This is a genomic window from Streptomyces drozdowiczii (assembly GCF_026167665.1).
Classification (GTDB): Bacteria; Actinomycetota; Actinomycetes; order Streptomycetales; family Streptomycetaceae; genus Streptomyces; species Streptomyces drozdowiczii_A.
This window is the reverse complement of the sequence record NZ_CP098740.1, coordinates 6641108-6657815: the sequence shown is the minus strand read 5'-3', so window position 1 is coordinate 6657815 and position 16708 is coordinate 6641108. Positions and strand designations below refer to the sequence as shown.

General features: G+C 72.5%; 14 protein-coding genes and 2 pseudogenes. 13 read left to right on the top strand and 3 right to left on the bottom strand.

All coding sequences use genetic code 11. From position 1 onward, the window contains the following. Positions 1-4: 4 nt before the first annotated feature. From NEH16_RS30145 to NEH16_RS30090, 11 genes and pseudogenes are all read left to right on the top strand, one after another. Positions 5-331 carry a TcmI family type II polyketide cyclase gene (locus tag NEH16_RS30145; protein WP_018103046.1) on the top strand — a complete coding sequence of 109 codons (327 nt, stop codon included), beginning with the start codon at positions 5-7 and terminating at the stop codon, positions 329-331. Beyond that, positions 328-1616: pseudogene (locus NEH16_RS30140) on the top strand (beta-ketoacyl-[acyl-carrier-protein] synthase family protein). The gene NEH16_RS30145 and the pseudogene NEH16_RS30140 overlap by 4 nt, the downstream one beginning before the upstream one ends. Next, on the top strand, positions 1613-2839 hold the full coding sequence (locus tag NEH16_RS30135) for a ketosynthase chain-length factor (protein WP_265546205.1): 1227 nt from the start codon (positions 1613-1615) through the stop codon (positions 2837-2839). Before NEH16_RS30140 ends, NEH16_RS30135 begins: the two are co-directional and overlap by 4 nt. A 102-nt stretch (positions 2840-2941) precedes the next feature. Further along, positions 2942-3223, top strand: coding sequence for an acyl carrier protein (locus NEH16_RS30130; RefSeq protein WP_073969202.1), 282 nt, complete (start codon positions 2942-2944; stop codon positions 3221-3223). Positions 3224-3232: 9 nt separating this feature from the next. After that, positions 3233-4018 (top strand): 3-oxoacyl-ACP reductase FabG, encoded by a 786-nt coding sequence (gene fabG / locus NEH16_RS30125; protein WP_265546203.1) that lies wholly within the window; start codon positions 3233-3235, stop codon positions 4016-4018. Between the two features lie 36 nt (positions 4019-4054). Beyond that, the gene (locus tag NEH16_RS30120; protein WP_265546201.1) at positions 4055-4993 is read left to right on the top strand and encodes an aromatase/cyclase; all 939 of its coding nucleotides are present in this window, start codon (positions 4055-4057) and stop codon (positions 4991-4993) included. Then, positions 4990-6949 (top strand): annotated as a pseudogene (locus NEH16_RS33980) (SDR family oxidoreductase). Before NEH16_RS30120 ends, NEH16_RS33980 begins: the two are co-directional and overlap by 4 nt. Positions 6950-6978: 29 nt before the next feature. After that, on the top strand, positions 6979-7944 hold the full coding sequence (locus NEH16_RS30105) for an LLM class flavin-dependent oxidoreductase (protein ID WP_265546194.1): 966 nt from the start codon (positions 6979-6981) through the stop codon (positions 7942-7944). Next, complete coding sequence (locus tag NEH16_RS30100; protein ID WP_265546193.1) at positions 7941-9179, top strand: MFS transporter; 1239 nt, start codon at positions 7941-7943, stop codon at positions 9177-9179. Before NEH16_RS30105 ends, NEH16_RS30100 begins: the two co-directional genes overlap by 4 nt. A 51-nt stretch (positions 9180-9230) precedes the next feature. Beyond that, the gene (locus tag NEH16_RS30095) at positions 9231-9896 is read left to right on the top strand and encodes an antibiotic biosynthesis monooxygenase (RefSeq protein WP_265546192.1); all 666 of its coding nucleotides are present in this window, start codon (positions 9231-9233) and stop codon (positions 9894-9896) included. Continuing rightward, positions 9893-10732, top strand: coding sequence for an SDR family oxidoreductase (locus NEH16_RS30090; RefSeq protein ID WP_265546191.1), 840 nt, complete (start codon positions 9893-9895; stop codon positions 10730-10732). The genes NEH16_RS30095 and NEH16_RS30090 overlap by 4 nt, the downstream gene beginning before the upstream one ends. 62 nt (positions 10733-10794) lie before the next feature. Here the strand turns inward: NEH16_RS30090 and NEH16_RS30085 are convergent, their stop codons facing one another. From NEH16_RS30085 to NEH16_RS30075, 3 genes are all read right to left on the bottom strand, one after another. Next, positions 10795-12018 carry a cytochrome P450 gene (locus NEH16_RS30085; RefSeq protein ID WP_265546189.1) on the bottom strand — a complete coding sequence of 408 codons (1224 nt, stop codon included), beginning with the start codon at positions 12016-12018 and terminating at the stop codon, positions 10795-10797. Between the two features lie 180 nt (positions 12019-12198). Next, positions 12199-12915: a response regulator transcription factor gene (locus tag NEH16_RS30080; RefSeq protein ID WP_242442263.1), complete on the bottom strand. Its 717-nt coding sequence runs from the start codon at positions 12913-12915 to the stop codon at positions 12199-12201. 123 nt (positions 12916-13038) lie between these two features. Beyond that, positions 13039-13722 carry a TetR/AcrR family transcriptional regulator gene (locus NEH16_RS30075; protein WP_265546186.1) on the bottom strand — a complete coding sequence of 228 codons (684 nt, stop codon included), beginning with the start codon at positions 13720-13722 and terminating at the stop codon, positions 13039-13041. Between the two features lie 138 nt (positions 13723-13860). On the opposite strand from NEH16_RS30075, the gene NEH16_RS30070 reads away from it, so the two are divergent. Next, positions 13861-15369 (top strand): DHA2 family efflux MFS transporter permease subunit, encoded by a 1509-nt coding sequence (locus tag NEH16_RS30070; protein WP_265546185.1) that lies wholly within the window; start codon positions 13861-13863, stop codon positions 15367-15369. Beyond that, positions 15366-16193, top strand: a complete 828-nt coding sequence (locus NEH16_RS30065; RefSeq protein WP_265546183.1) for an SDR family NAD(P)-dependent oxidoreductase — start codon at positions 15366-15368, stop codon at positions 16191-16193. Before NEH16_RS30070 ends, NEH16_RS30065 begins: the two co-directional genes overlap by 4 nt. Positions 16194-16708: the final 515 nt, after the last annotated feature.

Sequence of the window (16708 nt, the reverse complement as noted above, 5' to 3'; positions counted from 1 at the left end):
CACCATGCACAGCAACCTCATCGTCGCCCGGATGGAGATCGGGAGCGCCGACGAAGTCGCCCGTCTCTTCGGCGAGTTCGACACCACCGACATGCCCCACCGGATGGGCACCCGCCGCCGCCAGCTGTTCGCGTACCGCGGGCTCTACTTCCACCTGCAGGACTTCGACGGCGAGGACGGCGGCGAGCGTATCGAGGCCGCCAAGTCGGACAGCCGGTTCATCGGCATCAGCGACGACCTCAAGCCCCACATCGCGGCCTACGACCCCGCCACCTGGCGCTCGCCGGCCGATGCGCTGGCCCAGCGCTTCTACCATTGGAGCGCCACATGACCGCCACCCCGCCCGGACAGGAACGCCGTGTCGTCATCACCGGGGTGGGCGTCACCGCGCCCGGCGCCCTCGGCACCAAGGACTTCTGGCGGCTGATCTCCGACGGCCGGACCGCGACGCGACGGATCTCCCTCTTCGACCCCTCGCCGTTCCGCTCCCAGGTCGCCGCGGAGGTCGACTTCGACCCCGAGCTCGCCGGCCTCGGCCCGCAGGAGGTCAGGCGGATGGACCGGGCCGCCCAGTTCGCCGTCGTCACCGCCCGCGAGGCCGTCCACGACAGCGGGCTCGACTTCACGGCTCTGGACCCGGTGCGCACCGGGGTCACCATCGGCAGCGCCGTCGGCGCCACCACCGGACTCGACCAGGAGTACCGCACGGTCAGCGACGGCGGCAGGCTCGACCTGGTCGACCACCGCTACGCCGTGCCGCACCTCTACAACTTCCTGGTCCCGAGCTCCTTCGCCACGGAGGTCGCCTGGGCCGTCGGAGCCGAGGGGCCGGGCACGGTCGTCTCCACCGGATGCACCTCCGGGCTCGACGCCGTCGGCCACGCCGCCGGCGTCATCAGGGACGGTCTCGCCGACGTGATGGTGGCCGGCGCCACCGACGCCCCCATCTCCCCCATCACGGTGGCCTGCTTCGACGCCATCAAGGCCACCACCCCCGCAACGACGACCCCGAACACGCCTCCCGACCCTTCGACTCCAGCCGCAATGGTTTCGTCCTCGGTGAGGGCGCCGCCGTCTTCGTCCTGGAGGAGCTTTCCGGCGCCCGGCGGCGAGGGGCCCACATCTACGCCGAGGTGGCCGGCTACGCCACCCGGTCCAACGCCTTCCACATGACCGGGCTGCGGCCCGACGGCAAGGAGATGGCCGAGGCGATCCGGGTGGCCCTGGACGAGGCACGGCTGGGCGCCGAGGACATCGACTACATCAACGCCCACGGTTCCGGTACGAAGCAGAACGACCGCCACGAGACCGCGGCGTTCAAGCGGAGCCTCGGTGAGCACGCCTACCGCACCCCGGTCTCCTCCATCAAGTCGATGGTCGGCCACTCGCTCGGTGCCATCGGATCGATCGAGGTCGCCGCGTCCGTGCTCGCGATGGAGCACCACGTCGTCCCGCCCACGGCCAACCTCCACAACCCCGACCCCGAGTGCGACCTCGACTACGTGCCCCTGACCGCCCGCGACCGGCGGACCGACGCGGTGCTGTCCGTCGGCAGCGGCTTCGGCGGCTTCCAGAGCGCGGTCGTCCTCGCCCGCCCCGATCGGAGCACCCGATGAGCGCCCGGACGGTCATCACCGGAATCGGCGTCGCCGCCCCCAACGGGCTCGGCCTGGAGACGTATTGGCGGGCCACCCTCGCGGGGCGGCGGGCCATCGCCCCGCTGACCCGGTTCGACCCCACGCCCTACCCCTCCCGACTGGCCGGCGAGATCAGCGGCTTCGAAGCCTCCGAACTGCTGCCGGGACGGCTTCTGCCGCAGACCGACCGGATGACGCGGATCTCGCTCGTCGGGGCCGACTGGGCCCTGGCGGACGCGGAGGTCACCCCCGGCGACCTGCCCGACTACGACGTCGGCGTGATCACCGCCGGCCACTCGGGCGGCTTCGAGTTCGGCCAGAACGAGCTCAAGGCCCTGTGGAGCAAGGGCGGCACCTACGTCTCCGCCTACCAGTCGTTCGCCTGGTTCTACGCGGTCAACAGCGGGCAGATCTCCATCCGCACCGGTGCCCGGGGGCCGAGCAGCGTCGTCGTCAGCGACCAGGCCGGCGGCCTCGACGCCCTCGCCCAGGCCCGGCGCCAGGTCCGCAAGGGAACCCCCGTCCTCATCGCGGGGGCCGTGGACGCCTCCCTGTGCTCCTGGGGATGGGTGGCGCAGATCGCCGGGGGCCGGCTCACCACCTCGGACGACCCCGAGCGCGCCTACCTCCCCTTCGACAGCGAAGCCTCCGGACACGTCCCCGGAGAGGGGGGTGCCATCCTCGTCGTGGAGGACGCCGAGCACGCCCGCCGCCGGGGCGCCCCCCGGGTGTACGGAGAGATCACCGGCCACGCCGCCACGATGGACCCGCGGCCCGGCAGCGGCCGGGCCCCCGGGCTCCAACGCGCGATCGAACTGGCCCTGGCCGACGCCGGAAGCGAACCGGCCGACATCGACGTCGTGTTCGCCGACGCCGCCGCGGTGCCGGAACTCGACCGGGCGGAGGCCGAGGCGCTCACCAAGGTCTTCGGGCCGCGCGGGGTGCCGGTCACCGCCCCCAAGACGATGACCGGCCGGCTGTACTCCGGGGCGGCGCCGCTCGACGTCGCCACCGCCCTGCTCTCCCTGCGGGACGGCGTCATCCCGCCGACCGTCGGCTCCACCCTCGCCGAGGGGTACGAGATCGACCTGGTCGGGCCCGGCCCCCGCCCCGCCGCGCTGCGCACCGCACTGGTCCTGGCCCGTGGGCAGGGCGGCTTCAACTCCGCGCTCGTCGTGCGCCGCGCCGGCGAACCGGGGTGACACGCCCGTACACGCGACTCCCCCGCCCCCGACCACCTGCGCCGCCCACCGTCGCGCGCCGCGCCACCGTCCGTAACGCTCCACGCCACGAAAGGCTTCGCCATGTCCGTGCCCGGCACCCACACCGTCTTCGTCCTGGACGACCTGCGCCGCATCCTCCGGGAGGCCGCCGGCGCCGAGGAGGGGGTCGACCTCGACGCCGACATCCTCGACACCACCTTCGACGCCCTCGGTTACGAGTCGCTCGCCCTGCTGGAGACGGGCGGCCGGATCGAGCGGGAGTACGGCATCACGCTCGACGACGACACCCTCACCGACGCCGACACCCCCCGCGCGCTGATCGACGTGGTCAACGCGCAGCTGACCGCCACCCGCACCGTCTGAGGAGACCTCATGAGCCAGCACACGGGCCCCGTGGCCCTCGTCACCGGCGCCACCAGCGGCATCGGCCTCGCCGTCGCCCGGCTGCTCGCCGGCCAGGGCCACCGGGTCTTCATCGGAGCCCGTAACGGCGACAACGTCGCCGCCACCGTCAAGGAACTGCGGGCGGAGGGGCTGGACGTCGACGGCACCACCCTGGACGTCCGGTCCGCCGACGACGTGCGCGCGTTCGTCGGAGCCGCCGTGGACCGCTACGGCACGGTCGACGTCCTTGTCAACAACGCCGGCCGCAGCGGCGGAGGGGTTACTGCGGACATCGCCGACGACCTCTGGGACGACGTCATCGACACCAACCTCACCAGCGTCTTCCGCGTCACCCGGGAAGTCCTGAACACAGGTGGGCTGCGGCAGAAGGACCGGGGCCGGATCGTCAACATCGCCTCCACCGCCGGCAAGCAGGGCGTCGTCCTCGGCGCCCCCTACTCGGCCTCCAAGCACGGGGTGGTCGGCTTCACCAAGGCGCTCGGCAACGAACTGGCCCCTACCGGGATCACCGTCAACGCCGTCTGCCCCGGGTATGTGGAGACGCCGATGGCCCAGCGCGTACGCGAGGGCTACGCCGCCGCCTACGAGACCACCGAGGACGCGGTCCTGGAGAGGTTCAACGCCAAGATCCCGCTCGGGCGCTACTCCACCCCCGAGGAGGTCGCCGGTCTCGTCGGCTATCTGGTGTCCGACACCGCCGCCTCCATCACCGCGCAGGCCCTCAACGTATGCGGCGGCCTCGGCAACTTCTGACACCCCATCACACCACTTCATCCAGGAGACTTCACCATGACGACCCGCGAGGTCGAGCACGAAATCACTGTCCGGGCCGCCGCCTCCGAGGTCTACCGGCTGCTCGCCGAGGTCGAGAACTGGCCCCGCCTCTTCCCGCCCTCCGTCCACGTCGAGCAGTTGGAGGTCGACGGCGACCAGGAGCGCATACGGATCTGGGCCACCGCCAACGGCGAGGCCAAGAGCTGGACCTCCATCCGGGTCCTGGACCCCGAGGGACTGCGGATCCGCTTCTGGCAGGAGATCCCCGCCCACCCCGTCGCCGAGATGACCGGGACGTGGATCGTCGAGCCGCTCGCCGGGGGCGAGACCCGCGTCCGCCTCCTCCACGAGTACCGGGCCGTGGACGACGACCCGGAGAAGCTGGTCTGGATCGACCAGGCCGTCGACCGCAACAGCCGGGCCGAGCTGCCCGGGCTGAAGACCAACCTCGAACTGGGCGCCACGGACGCCGAACTCTCCCTCTCCTTCGAGGACTCCGTGCGCGTCGAGGGCTCCGCCAAGGACGTGTACGACTTCCTCAACGAGGCCGCGCTCTGGACCGAGCGGCTCCCCCACGTAGCCGGGGTCCGGCTGACGGAGGAGACCCCCGGCCTCCAGATCCTGCGGCTCGACACCCGTACCAAGGACGGGTCGGCCCACACCACCGAGTCCGTCCGGGTCTGCTTCCCGTACCGCCGGATCGCGTACAAACAGACGACGCTGCCCGCACTGCTCACCCTGCACACCGGCTACTGGCAGCTGGAGGAGGACGCCGACGGGGTCACCACCGCCACCTCCCAGCACACCGTCGTCCTGAACGCGGAGAGGATCACCGAGATCCTCGGTGAGGGCGCGGGTGTCCCGGAGGCCCGCGCCTTCATCCGCGACGCCCTCGGCGGCAACAGCCGCGCAACGCTGGGCCACGCCAAGCAGTACGCGGAAGCCCGGCGTTGACCGGGACGGCGGCCGAGGTCCCGGCGGCCGACGTGGTCGTCGTCGGCGCCGGGCCCGTCGGGCTCCTCCTCGCCGGAGAACTGCGCCTGGGCGGTGCCCGGGTGACCGTCCTGGAGCAACTCGTGGAACCCACCACGGAGTCCCGGGCGTCCACCCTGCACAGCCGCACCCTGGAGATCCTGGAGGACCGCGGCGTGCTCCGGCGCCTGGGCGCCCTGCCGGACGGCGGGCCCGGCCACTTCGGCGGGCTCCGCCTCGATCTCGCCGAAGCGGAGCCCGGCCACCCGCACGCCGGACAGTGGAAGTGCCCCCAGACCCGGCTGGAGGCCGTCCTCCAGCTCTGGGCCACCGGCCTCGGGGCCCACGTCCGGCGCGGACACCGGGTCACGGGGCTCACGGTCCGTCCCCACCGCGTGGAGGTCGCCCACACCGGCACCGACGGCACCACGCACCGCACCACGGCCGCGTTCGTCGTCGGCTGCGACGGCGAACACAGCACGGTACGGCGGCTCGGCGGCTTCGAACTCGCCGGGGAGGACGGGACGCTGGAGATGCTGCGCGCCGACGTGGCCGGCGTCGACGTACCCGACCGCCGCTTCGAACGGCACCCGCGCGGGCTGGCCACGGCGCACCGCTGGCCCGACGGCTCCACCCGGGTGATGGTCCACCTCTTCGGCGCGCCACCGGCCCGGCGCACCGGCCCGCCGTCCTTCGCGGAGGTCACCGCCGCCTGGGCCGAGGTGACCGGCGAGGACATCGGCCACGGCACACCGTTGTGGCTGAACGCGTTCGACAACGCCAGCCGGCAGGTCACCGCCTACCGGCGCGGCCGGGTCCTGCTCGCCGGTGACGCCGCCCACGTCCAGATGCCGGTGGGCGGCCAGGCGCTCAACCTGGGCCTCCAGGACGCCGCCGCCCTCGGTCCGCGCCTCGCCGCCCGGGTCACCGGCCGCGCCGGCGACGACGAGCTCGACGCGTACCACCGCGAACGGCACCCGGTGACCGCCCGCGCGCTCACCGGGATCCGGGCCCAGGCACGGCTGCTGCTCGGCGGCCCCGAGGTGGACGGCGTGCGTGAGGTCGTCGCCGGACTCCTGCGCCTGGGCGTTGTACGCCGCCATCTCGCCCGGGTCGTCACCGGGCTCGACACCCCCCGACCACCCGCATCCACAGGGAGCTGACCACATGAGCAACAGGCTCGAAGGAAAGACCGCACTCGTCACCGGGTCGAGCCGGGGCATCGGACGCGCCATCGCGATCCGGCTGGCCCGCGAGGGTGCCCTCGTCGCCGTCCATTACGCGCACGACCGGGAGTCGGCCGACGCGACCCTGGCGACCATCGAGGGGGAGGGCGGCCGCGGCTTCACCGTCCGCGCCGAACTCGGCGTCCTCGGCGACGTCCACGAACTCTTCCTCGGCCTGGAACGCGGGCTGAAGGAGCGGACCGGCGAGACCACCCTCGACGTCCTCGTCAACAACGCGGGTGAGACCACCCAGAACGGCGTCGCCCCCGAGGACGTCACCCCGGAGCAGTTCGACCGCTTCTTCGCCGTCAACGCCAAGGCGCCGTACTTCCTGGTGCAGCGCGCCCTGCCGTCGATTCCCGAGGGCGGCAGGATCGTCAACATCTCCTCGGGCCTGACCCGGGTCGCCAACCCCGAGCAGGTGGCGTACGCCATGACCAAGGGAGCGATCGAGCAGCTCACCCTCCACCTGGCGCGGCAGCTCGCCCCCCGCGGCATCACCATCAACAGCGTGGCGCCCGGGATCACCGACAACGGGAGTCCCGTCTTCGACATCCCGGAGGCCGTGGCGGAGATGGCCAAGCTGTCCGCCTTCCGGCGCGTGGGAGAGGCCGGGGACGTCGCCGACGTCGTCACCTTCCTCGCCACCGACGAGGCTCGCTGGATCACCGGCTCCTTCGTCGACGCCACCGGCGGCACCCTCCTCGGCTAGGCCTGCCCCCCTTCCGAAAGGCATCTGTCATGGACGTCGGACTCCTCTTCGACCTGCGCAACCCCGACCAGTGGCACCGGCCCTGGGCAGACCACTACGCGCGGACCCTGGAGTTCTGCGAGGAAGCGGACCGCCGGGGCGCGGGCGGTCTGTGGTTCACCGAGCACCACCGGTTCGAGGACGGCTACCTGCCCCAGCCGCTCACGTTCGCCGCGGCCGTCGCCGCACGCACCCGCCACACACGTATCGGCACCTCTGTCGTCCTGCCGGCACTGCACCACCCGGTCGACATCGCCGAACAGGCGGCGATCGTGGACCTGCTCAGCGGTGGCCGGCTCGAACTCGGCCTCGGGGCCGGTTACCGCGTCCCCGAGTACGCGCTCTTCGACGCCGACTTCGGTCACCGCTTCGCACGGACCGAGGAACGCATGAGGGAGATCCTCCGGCTCTGGCGCGAGCGGGAGATCACTCCCCTGCCGATCCAGGACCCGCCACCGGTGTGGGGCGGCTTCTACGGGCCGCGGGGCGCCCGGCTGGCCGGGCGGCTGGGCGTCGGGCTGCTGCACATCTCCCGCGAACGCTTCGGGCAGTACCGCGAGGGTCTGGTCGAAGGCGGCCACGACCCGGAGACCGCTCGCGTGAGCGATCTGCTCCCCATTCTGCTCTCCCGGGACCCGGAGGCCGCCTGGCACCGTATCGGCCCCCACCTGGTCCACCAGGTGAACTCCTACCGTCAGGGGGCTCTCCAGGGAACCGCTTTCGAAGGCCCGCCGCCCCTGACCCTGGAGGACCTGCGCGACCCGGACGCCGAGGACCGGCGCGGACTGCTCGACATCCTCACCCCCGAGGACGCCGCCGTCCGCATCAAGGAGCTGACCGCGGGCCTGCCCGTGAAGCACCTGATCTTCTGGGCGAGCATCGCCGGCATGCCCGACGACCTGGTCGCCGAGAACCTGGAGCTGGTCACCGAACAGCTGCCGCGCCTCCTGCCGTGACCACGACCGAACGCGCTTCCGCCGGGCACGCGTGGCCCCTGCTCCTCGTCCTCTCCGGCAACATGGTGCTGGACGCGACGGAGGTGTCGCTCGTCCTGGTCGCCCTGCCGGTCATCGGGAACGACCTGGGCCTGTCACCGCTGACCGTGCAGTGGCTCATGAGCGGTTTCGCCCTCGGGTTCGCGGCCCTGCTGACCAGCGGGCCGCGGCTCGCCGCCCGGTTCGGCAGGCGGCGCGTCTACTTGGCGGCGATGCTCGGCTTCGCGCTCGCGTCGGTCGCGGGCGGGCTGGCGGACGGGCCCGCCCTGCTCATCGCGACCCGGGTGGTCAAGGGGGCGTGCGCCGCCCTCACGGCGCCGATGGGGCTCGCCATCATCGGCACGGCCTACCCCGAGGGGCCGGAGCGGCGCCGTGCCGTCTCGGTGTATTCCGCCTTCGGGGCAGCGGGGTTCACGGCCGGGCTCCTCGTGTCCGGAGCACTCCTGGAGGCGGCGGGCTGGCGCTGGGTCTTCCTCCTGCCGGCTCCCGTCGCCCTCGTCCTCCTGCTCTGGGGGCTGCGGCTCGTCCCCCACGAGGTGACCGCCCGGCCGCCTTCGGCCGCGGGCCGCGCAGGTCTCCCCGCACCGGAGCCGCCGGGGCGCGACCGCGTGCTGCTGCGCACCGGTCTGGGGGCGGCCACGCTGAACGGCACCTATCACGGGCTGCTGTTCCTGCTCACCTTCCAGATGCAGGGTCAGCTCGGCCTGTCGCCCTGGACCGGTGCGCTGGCGCTGCTGCCCGCCTGCGTGCCGCTCGCCGTGTCCGTGCCGTTCGCGGGCTCCCTGGTCCGTCGCCACGGAACGGGCCGGCTCATCGCACTGGGGGCCGCGGCGCCCCTGCTGGGATACCTGCTCGCCGTGTGGCGGCCCCCTTCGGACGCGTACCTCACCCGCACGCTGCCCGTGCTGCTCCTCGTCGGCGCCGGGTTCGTGCTCTCCTTCGCCGCGCTCAACATGCGGGCCGCCGGGTCCGTACCGCCGTCGCGTCGCGCCACGGCGATCCCGCTCTATCAGATGGCCGTGCAACTCGGCGCGGTCCTGCTCCTCCCGCTCACCGCCTGGCTCCTGACCGCCTTCGACGACCCGCGCCCGGCCCTCGCCGTGCTGGCCGTCGTGGCGGCCGCGGGTCTGGCCGCCGCCCTCCCCGGACTCCGCGACGGACGTCCCGGCCCGCCCGCACGGAAGGAACCCGCATGACCCGCACCGCACCACCGCTCCCGCTCGCCGCCACCCTCCGCGAGCAGCCCCATGGGCGCTGAACCCCGGGCCGCCCGGCGCGGCCCCGACATCGCGCGCCCGGACGCCACCTCGGTCCACATCACCCACTGGCACGCCCCCGGACGTGACGCCGCCCGCGCCCTGCTGGACGAGGTGTCCGACCGGTGGGCGGCAGCCGTGTGGCCCGACGGCCTGCTCTCGTTCCACTCCTATCTGGATACGGTCGGCGACACGGTCCTCGCCTACGTCCAGTCCGCGCGGCCCACCGCCCACCAGGATCTCGTCCGGACGCTTCGGGGCCCTGCGTCGGCCGCGGCCGTCTCCTACCGGCTGCACACCAGCGTCGTCCTGGACGGCACCGGGACACCCCCCGGAGCCGTCGTCGTCGCCACCTTCGACGTCGACGGAGCCGACGCACAGGAGCGGATCATCGAGTCCGTGGCGCGGGCCGTCACCGACGCACCGGCGGAGCAGCGCGAAGGCATGCTCAGCGCCCACTTCCACGCGAGCACGGACGGCAGCCGGGTCCTCAACTACGCGGAGTGGACCAGTGACGAGGCGCACCTGGCCTTCCTGGAGGGCGCGGCCCGCGCGGCCACCCTCCGGGCCACCGGCGCCACCCCCGGCGTACGCCCCATCGGCTTCCGCCGCTTCCACCTCCACCACGGCATCACCCCCGACAGGAGCGACACATGACCATCCTGGTGACCGGAGCGCGCGGCCGGGTCGGCGCCGCCGTCGTACGCGAACTGCTCGCCGCCGGCGAGAAGGTGCGCGCCGCGAGCGCCGACCCGGAGTCCTTGACGGCACTGCCCGACGAGGTGGAGCGGGTGCGCCTCGACCTCGCCTCACCGCAGGGCCTGCACGAGGTCCTCCAGGGCGTGCGGAAGATCTTCCTGTACGCCCAGCCGGCCGGCGCCGCCCGTCTGGCCGATGCCGCGGCGGCGGCCGGGGTCGGGCACATCGTGCTGCTCTCCTCCCTGGCCATCGACAGCCACGGGGCGGACACGAGTCCGATCGCGCAGCAGCACCGGCTCGTCGAGGACGTGCTGCGGGCATCGGGGATCGGCTGGACGTTCGTCCGGGCCGGCGGGTTCGCCACCAACGCCCTCCAGTGGGCGCCGGAGATACGGGAGGGGCGTCCGCTGCGGCTCGCCTACCCCGAGGCCCACAGCGAGCCGGTCCACGAGTCGGACATCGCCGCCGTCGCGGTGCGCGCGCTCCTGGACGAGGCCCACCGGGGTGCCACTCTGCGGATCACCGGCCCCCAGTCCCTCTCGGCGCGGCAGCAGGCGGAGCTGGTGGCGGCGGCCGCCGGCCGGGACGTCGTGGTGCGGCTGATCACGCCCGAGGAGTACCTGAAGGAGCTCACCGCGTTCGTGCCGGAAGCGGTGGCCGCGACGCTCGTCGCGTACCAGGCGGAGCGGGACGGCCGGCCGCACAGGACGTACGACGACATCCCTGCCGTGCTGGGCCGCCCGGCGCTCCCCTTCGGGCAGTGGGCGAAGGAGAACGCCGAAGCCTTCCGCTGAACCGGCCTCGCCCCATGCGTGAGCGGCGCCCCGGGCGGGGCGCCGCTCACGGCCGTTCCGCTCTACCACTCGACGGGCAGGCGCGTGACACCTCGCATCACCCGGTTGGTGTTCCACTCCACCTCGTCGGCCGGCACCGCGAGCCGCAGCCCCGGCAGCCGCCGTGCCAAGGTCGCGATGACCGTCTGCAGTTCGAGCCGGGCGAGCGGGGCCGCGGGGCAGTGGTGTGCCCCGTGCCCGAACGCCACATGCGGGTTGGCCTCCCGGTTGAAGTCCAGCTCCTCCGGGTTCTCGAACACGGTCCCGTCCCGGTTGGCGGAGTCGGTCTGGGCGACCACCGCGTCCCCGGCGCGCACCAGTTGCCCGGCCAGCTCGAAGTCCTCCACGGCGATCCGCGAGAACGGCGCCACGCTGGTGGCCAGGGGGGTGTACCGCAGCAGTTCCTCGACCGCCGCGGGAACCAGGGCCGGGTCCTTGACCAGGGACTCCCACAGCGGGGGCCGGGACAGCAGGGTGTAGAGGAAGTTGCCGGTCTGGTTGGCGGTCGTCTCGTGGCCGGCGGTGAGCAGATCCACGGCGAACACGCCGAGTTCGCTCTCGGTCAGCCGGTCGCCGTCCTCGCGCGAGGTGACCAGGCGGCTGAGCAGGTCGTCGCCGGGCTCGGCGATCCGGCGCGCGATCAGCTCCCGCAGGTAGCCGTCGAGGCTGTCCCGCGCCGCCTGGATGGTCGTGGGATCGGCGGCCGTCAGCGCCATCATGGCGTCGGTCCACTCGCGGAACCGGCCGCGGTCCTCCTCCGGAATGCCGAAGGTCTCGCAGATGACCGTGATGCCCATGGGCCAGGCCAGCCCGGTGGCCAGGTCGGCGGGGGGACCCGACTCCTCCAGGGCGTCCACGAGGGAGTCGATGATCGCCTGCACCCGCGGCCGGACGGCGGCCACCTGACGTGCGGTGAACGCCTTCGCTGCGAGCCGGCGCAGGCGCGTGTGCTCCGGCGGGTCCATGCTGAGGAGGGAGTCGGCCTGCTGGATCAGCGGGCTGGACCGGGGGACGTCCTTGCCGACGGCGGCGGCCCTGCTCAGCCGGGTGTCGGAGAGCGCGGCGCGTACGTCCGCGTACCGGGTCACCAGCCAGGCGTCCCCGCCGTGCGGCATCGTGACCCGCGTGACGGGCTCCTCGCTCCGCAGCCTGGCGTAGGCCGGATCGAGTTCGAGGCGCTCGGAGGTGAAGCCGGAGGCGTGGTAAGGGCAGGAGGAGAGGGAATTCCCGGAATCGGTCGTCGTCATCGGATGATCTCCGTCTGTGAGGTGAACCGGTGCGCGAACCCTGCCGACTCTAGATTCCGCCGTTTTCCGTCCCGGTCAGCCGGTTCATCACATCTCGACAATTCGTTGTCAGGAAAAGGAAAACCGGCGGGGTGGTGGCGGGCCGACGGATCACGGAATCCGGCGGCCCACCACCGGGTTTCACCCGTGTCCGACCCTGAACCCCACGCCGCGTACGGTCCGTATCCAGCTCCTCTGGCCCAACTTGCTGCGCAGGGAACTGACATGGGTGTCAACGGTGCGGGTCGCCCGGGAGCCGAGCATGTGCGGCATCGGGTCCTCCCAGATCTCGGTCATCAGCCGTTGCCGGCTGACCACGCTCTCGGAGTGGCGGGCGAGATAGTAGAGCAGGTCGAATTCCTTGCGGGTGAGATCGACGGGACTTCCGCGCAACAGGACCTCGCGGGACGCGGCATTGATGCGCAGCGTTCCGATCGAGAGGACCGTCAGGGACTCCCTTAATCCCGGCCGGGCATGCCTGCGCCTGGTCACGGCCTCGATGCGGGCCACCAGTTCGCGAAATTCGTAGGGTTTGTCGAGGCAGTCGTCCGCGCCGGTCCGCAGGGCCAGGACGCGGTCGAGTTCGCTGCCGCTGTCGGTGAACGTGATGACCGGTGTCTCCGCGTCCTCGCGGATGCGCCGGCAGACTTCCAGGCCGTCGATGTCGGGCAGGTCGAGGTCGAGCAGGACGAAGTCCGCACCACGGTGTGCGTCCAGTGCCGCCGTGCCACTGCTGACGGAGGCGACGCCGTACCCGTGGCGTTCCAGTGCCCGGGTCAGTTCGCCGTCGCTGTTGTGTGAGTCCTCCACCACGAGAATCTGCACGATGTCTCCCTTGATCCGATCGGGTGCGCGCACGCAGACGATGTTCTCCGCGCGGCCCGGGATCCGATGGCAGGTGCCGAGGGTCTTAAAGAAGCGTTCACAGCAGTTCACGACCGCTTCGCGTACGACCGCTCGAACCTGCCATTACGTGTCAACTCATGAACTCAGCAAGGGATTTGACACCCCGTAAGCTCCCAGGAAGGCGCCGACCGCCGAGCGGGCCACCTGCCGGACCTCCGCCTCCGGCACGGCGCGGGTGCCGAGCCGGGACCGGGCCTCCATCGGACCGGTCAGCAGAGCGAGGAAGTGCTCGGCCGCCTCCGCCGGATCGCAGGACCTCAGCCGGCCGGACAGGGCGAGCCGCGCCAGCCGGTCGGCCAGCGCTTCCTTGAGCCGGCTCGCACCACGCCCCCAGACGATCTCCAGCAGGTCGGGGAACTGGCCGATCTCCGCGTAGAGCAGGCGCCGCAGCGCCCAGGACTGCTCGTTGCAACATCGCAACAGCAGGCGGTACGCCAGGTCTTCGAGCCGGGCGGCCTCGTCGCCGTCCGACACCTCGGCACCCGCGCCGCCCTCGGCGGTGAACAGGTCCACGACGGCGAGGTTCTGAGCCATCACGTCGTCGGCCGCGGCCTCCATCGCGCTGCGGAAGACGTTCTGCTTGTCGCCGAGGTGGTTGTACACCGTGTGCTTGGCGACACCCGCGACCTCGGCGATCTCCTCCATGCAGGCACGGGCGTAGCCCCGCTGGGCGAAGACGGTGAATGCAGCGCCCAGGATCGCCTGCCGCTTGTCGATGCGGCCGCGCGACGGGGCCTTGGGGGTGCTCGTTCCGCTCACTCCGCCATCGTACCCACCGGCTCGCGGAAATGCACCAGCGAGTGCAAACAGCTGCCCCCATCCGTTGAAACGGAACGCGCGGGTGCCCTACTCTGCACTCGCCAGTGCAATTCTCGCTCGATCTCATCGGAGACAGTCATGGCGCATGCACAGGACGAACGTCTGGATCCCGCCCTGCGGCGGCTGATCGGCGTGATCCTGTTGGGCGGAATCATGGGAATCCTCGACGGCTCGATGATCGCCGTCGCGGCCGACACCCTCGCCCGGGACTTCGACACCTCGCTGTCCACCATCAGCTGGGTGTCCACCAGCTATCTGCTCGCGCTCACCGTCTCGATCCCCGTCACCACATGGGCGGTCGACCGGTTCGGCGGACGCCGGCTGTGGCTGCTCGGCCTCGTCGTCTTCCTCGTCGGCTCGGTCGCCTCCGGCCTCGCCTGGAACGCACCCAGCCTCATCGTCTTCCGCGTCGTGCAGGGCCTGGGGGCCGGTCTGCTCGACCCGCTGATGCTCACGCTGCTCGCCCGCGCCTCGGGGCCCGCGCGCGCCGGTCGCGTCATGGGGCTGATGGGCATCGTCGGCTCCAGCGGCCCGGTGTTCGGGCCGGTCGTCGGCGGCATCATCCTCCAGGGCACCGGCTGGCGCTGGATGTTCCTGGTCAACGTCCCCATCGGCCTCGTCGCCCTGGCACTCGCCCTCAGGTTCGTGCCCAAGGACTCCCCCGCCGGGGAGTCGGCCGCCGGCAAGCTCGACATCCTCGGCCTCGCCCTGATCGGGCCGGGCGTCGCGGCCGGTGTCCTCGCGCTCTCGCAGGCCGCCGAACAGGCCGCGTTCGCCGTCCCGTCGGTGCTGGTGCCCCTGGTCCTCTCCCTCGTACTGCTGGGCGGATACGGGTACCACGCCCTGCGACGACGCGGCGAGGGTGCGGCCGCGCCCCTCATCGACCTGCGCCTGTTCCAGCGGGGCAGCTTCGCCGCCAGCGTGACGGTCGGCTCGCTCGTCGGCCTCGCCACGTTCGCCAGCCTCTTCGCCCTGCCCCTCTACCACCAGCAGGTCCAGGGACGGAGCACCTTCGAGGCGGCCCTGCTGCTCGCCCCGCTCGGCATCGGCTCGGCCCTGTCCATGCCGGTCACCGGCCGGCTCTCGGACCGGGTCGGCTCGCGGAGCCTCGTAGGGGCGGGTGGCGCTCTCGCGCTGCTGAGCGCGCTGGCCTTCACCCGGATCGGCGCGGACACGTCCGAGGTGTGGCCGGCCGTCGCCGCGTTCGCCATCGGCGTGGGTCTCGGCGCGGTCGGCGCCCCGACGATCGCCTCCCTCTACCGCACCCTGCCCGCACCCCTGGTGCCGCAGGGGAGTTCGGTGCTCTACATGCTCAACCAGCTGGGGGCGTCGATCGGCATCGCCGTCGTGGCGCTCGTGATGCAGACCGCGGGCGACGGGGACCCGGTCCGCGGCTTCCACGCCGCGTACTGGACGGTGTCCGCGGTGCTCGTCCTCGTCCTGGGTGCGGCGACCCTGCTGCCGGGCCGCCCCGCGCCGGCGGAGGCCCCGTCCGCCGGAAGCCCGTCGGCGGAGGCCCCTTCCGAGGAGGCCCCGTCCGTGGGAGTCCCCACCGCATCCGTTCGCACGCGGGGAGAGGGCGAATGAGCACTCTGGTCATCGCGGGCGGCACCGACGGCATCGGCAAGGCCCTGGCCGAGGTGTACCTGGGGCGGGGCGACACGGTGGTCGTCATCGGCCGGAATCCCGAGAAGGGCCGCCGGTTCCTCGACGCCGCGGCTGCGGCGGGCGCCGCCGGGCGGGCCTTCTTCGTCACGGCCGACCTCAGCCTGCTGAAGGAGACCTCTCGTGCCGCCGAGGAGATCCGCGCCGCGTTCCCGACGGTCGACGCGCTGGTGTTCTGCGCCCGCCATTACCGTTTCCGGCGCACGGAGACCGCGGAGGGGTACGAGGAGAATTTCGCGCTCTTCTATCTGAGCCGCCTCGTGCTGGGCCGGGCTCTCGCCGAGCCGCTCTCCCGGGCACGGCATCCGGTCGTCGTCAACGTGGCCGGTCCGGGCGCCGGGCTCGACATCGTCCAGTGGGACGATCTCCAGCTCAGCCGCGGCTACCACGGAGGGGCCGCACTCGGTCACGGCGGAAAGCTCAACGACCTGCTGGGCGTCTCCTACGCCGAGCAGCACGGCCCGGCCGGCATCCGTTACGTGCTCATCCACCCCGGGGTCACGGCGACCGGCTTCTCCGGCGAGTACGACCGCGCGACACTCGCCCACATCCGGTCGATGCAAGCGCACGCGAAGCCCGTCGAGGCAGCGCTGCCACCGATCATCGACGCCATCGACGAACCCCCCGTCGAAGCGCTCAGCGCCTACGTCGAAGGCCGTCGCATCCCGGTCGACACCCCCGACTTCGACCCCGCCGCCGCACGCCGGCTGCGCGACCTCACCGACCGTCTCCTTGCGGGGAGTTGACGCTCCTGACGAAGACCTGAAACGGCGGCCCTGGGAATCGGAGCACGCCGGACGGAGACTGGGAGGGCGCCCGCCCCTCCCCCTCCCGACTCCCAGGAGCCGTCACCATGTCCTACGTGTCCGCCGATCCCGTACGGGCCGTCCTCGACGATCCGCGCAGCGCGGCCGTACTCGTCACCACCGTCGCCACGCGGGGACCGGACCACACCCGGCGGACCGCCGAGCAGGCCGTCGCCGACGCGCGCCGCGCACCGTGGCCGCGCGGGCTGCTCTCCCTGACCGTGTACACCGGCGGGGACGACGACTCCGTCCTCACCTACGCCCAATGGGACGCCGAGGACCGGATTCCGGCCACCGGCCCGCCGGACGGAGCGGGCGCCGTCTCCCGGGTGTTCCGGCACTACCGCACGGTGCGCGGCACCGCCGTGGAGGAGCCGGCGCCCGTCCCGGAGTCGTTCCCGGCGGCGTTCTTCCCCGCCGAGGACGAGCGGGCCGCCCGCGCCTGGCTCGACGGG

Bases quoted from the DNA above. Each gene is read 5' to 3' on its own strand.
- NEH16_RS30105 (WP_265546194.1), top strand. From the start codon at position 6,979: ATGGACGTCGGACTCCTCTTCGACCTGCGCAACCCCGACCAGTGGCAC.
- NEH16_RS30065 (WP_265546183.1), top strand. From the start codon at position 15,366: ATGAGCACTCTGGTCATCGCGGGCGGCACCGACGGCATCGGCAAGGCC.
- NEH16_RS30145 (WP_018103046.1), top strand. From the start codon at position 5: ATGCACAGCAACCTCATCGTCGCCCGGATGGAGATCGGGAGCGCCGAC.
- NEH16_RS30090 (WP_265546191.1), top strand. From the start codon at position 9,893: ATGACCATCCTGGTGACCGGAGCGCGCGGCCGGGTCGGCGCCGCCGTC.
- NEH16_RS30120 (WP_265546201.1), top strand. From the start codon at position 4,055: ATGACGACCCGCGAGGTCGAGCACGAAATCACTGTCCGGGCCGCCGCC.
- NEH16_RS30130 (WP_073969202.1), top strand. From the start codon at position 2,942: ATGTCCGTGCCCGGCACCCACACCGTCTTCGTCCTGGACGACCTGCGC.
- NEH16_RS30070 (WP_265546185.1), top strand. From the start codon at position 13,861: ATGGCGCATGCACAGGACGAACGTCTGGATCCCGCCCTGCGGCGGCTG.
- fabG (WP_265546203.1), top strand. From the start codon at position 3,233: ATGAGCCAGCACACGGGCCCCGTGGCCCTCGTCACCGGCGCCACCAGC.
- NEH16_RS30085 (WP_265546189.1), bottom strand. From the start codon at position 12,018: ATGACGACGACCGATTCCGGGAATTCCCTCTCCTCCTGCCCTTACCAC.
- NEH16_RS30135 (WP_265546205.1), top strand. From the start codon at position 1,613: ATGAGCGCCCGGACGGTCATCACCGGAATCGGCGTCGCCGCCCCCAAC.
- NEH16_RS30095 (WP_265546192.1), top strand. From the start codon at position 9,231: ATGGGCGCTGAACCCCGGGCCGCCCGGCGCGGCCCCGACATCGCGCGC.